This is a genomic window from Gilliamella sp. Gris3-2, assembly GCF_001690345.1.
GTDB lineage: Bacteria > Pseudomonadota > Gammaproteobacteria > Enterobacterales > Orbaceae > Gilliamella > Gilliamella bombi.
Window position 1 is genome coordinate 1 of record NZ_LZHB01000078.1, and the last position, 1,936, is coordinate 1,936.

Sequence of the window (1,936 nt, forward strand, 5' to 3'; positions counted from 1 at the left end):
CAGACATTAATAGCTATAACGTTATTGAGGAGTTTATATTTGCCGATGGCACCAAATTAACGTGGGATGAGGTATTAAACAACGGCTTAGTAATGACCGGTACAGATAGTGACGATATCATTTTAGGCAGTAAAGGCAATGATATCTTAACAGGCGGTGATGGTAATGATACTTTGTCGGGTGGTGATGGCAATGATATTTTAACAGGTGGTAAAGGTAATGACCTGTTATCAGGTGGAGCTGGAAACGATACTTACTTGTTTAATTTAGGCGACGGTCACGACACAATAGATAACCAAGGCAAGCTAGGGTACACCGGTTTTTGGAGTAGAATAAAAACTGATGTTGATACGATCCGTTTTGGTGAAGGGATCTCAGCAAAAATGGTTGATATTAAAAAATCGGATACAGATCTTTTATTAACATTTGGTACCGATTCTATTACAATTAAAAATTGGTTCTCAACTAAACTAGATACTAGATTGTCTTCCCGAATTGATGTTTTCCAATTTGCGGATGGTTCATCGTGGTTAGCGGCCGATATTAACGCTCATATTAACGATGGTATACCACTACCTGTATTTTCATCAAATGCACCTATATCTAATTTTTCATTAATAACGCAGAGTATAAGTACTTTTGTTGCATCAGATGATGATAGTGATGTGGTGACTGATGAGTTAATACTGGCCAATCCATCGCCACATTTTAGTCCTTCAATCAAAGTCTAAAATCTTTAGATTTTATTTTAATCATTAAAAGACAGCTGATAAGGGCTGTCTTTTATTTAGAATTTAAGTTTGTTTTGTCGGTCTAAGTGGTGAATTATTTTGGAAAAATTGATGCAAAAAGAAAAGTATAATGATTTATGGTTAGGATTTACGATTATCGCTCAATTTTATGGATTAGCGGTCAATACTAAATCGTTACAAGAACAGTTCTATCTTGATGATGAACATAATATCTCACTCCAGTTTGTTAGAGCTGTCAAAAAAACAGGGTTAAAATGCCGATATATTGATAAATTAAATCTAAACAATAAAATTTCGACGCCTATTATTGTCCATTTAAAGCAGCAAGGTTATGTCGTTTTATTAGCAGTTAAAGATGGTCAATGGCTGATTCAATCTCCTCACAAAAAACAGCCAGAAGTGATAGTGCCACAGGTACAAGAAAAAATTAGTGCGTTTTTATTTACTAAAAGAATTACATGGGAATCAATTAATCGAGAGTTTAACATCCAATGGTTTTTTCAAGCTTTTATGCGCTATAAAAAACTGATGTGCGAAATTTTATTGGCCTCATTTTTTATCCAAATTTTAGCCTTGGTTACACCATTATTTTTTCAGGTAGTTGTAGATAAAGTGCTCGCTCATCAAAGTTTAACAACATTAGATGTGTTAGCTATCGGCATGTTTACTATCGTGATTTTTGATGTGATTTTGGGAGGGCTACGTAATTATCAAATGGCGCATACCTCTCAACGTATTGATGTCATGCTCAGTTCGTTACTATATAAACATCTACTTTCGTTACCTTTAAGCTACTTTAAATCCCGTCAAGTTGGTATTACTGTTGCTCGTGTTTATGAACTAAAAACAGTACGTGAATTCTTAACTGGCAGTGCAATGACACTTTGTTTAGATATTCTTTTTGCGATTGTTTTTTTTGTCATTATGGCGTTTTATAGTATTCCCCTAACGTTAATTGTTTTAGTGTCATTGATTCCTTATATCATGTTATCAGCTTTTATTACCCCAGTGTTACGTAGACGTCTTGATGAGCAGTTTCAACAAGGTGCTAGAAATCAAGCATTTTTAGTTGAAAGTATCTCTGGTGTTGAGCAAGTTAAAGCGATGGCAGTTGAAAATCATATGACGCGTCGTTGGGATGAACAAATTGCCTACTTTGTAACAAGCTGTTTTAAAACACAGAA

The 1,936-nt window shown here is 34.7% G+C and carries 2 protein-coding genes; both read left to right on the forward strand.

Features of this window, described 5'->3' with window-relative positions; all coding sequences use genetic code 11:
• On the forward strand, positions 1-731 hold a 731-nt coding region (locus A9G32_RS13480; RefSeq protein WP_304362650.1), incomplete at its 5' end, for a calcium-binding protein.
• A 111-nt stretch (positions 732-842) separates the two neighbouring features.
• Positions 843-1,936, forward strand: a 1,094-nt coding sequence (locus A9G32_RS11635) for an ABC transporter transmembrane domain-containing protein (protein ID WP_255307076.1), incomplete at its 3' end; no start/stop codon positions are given.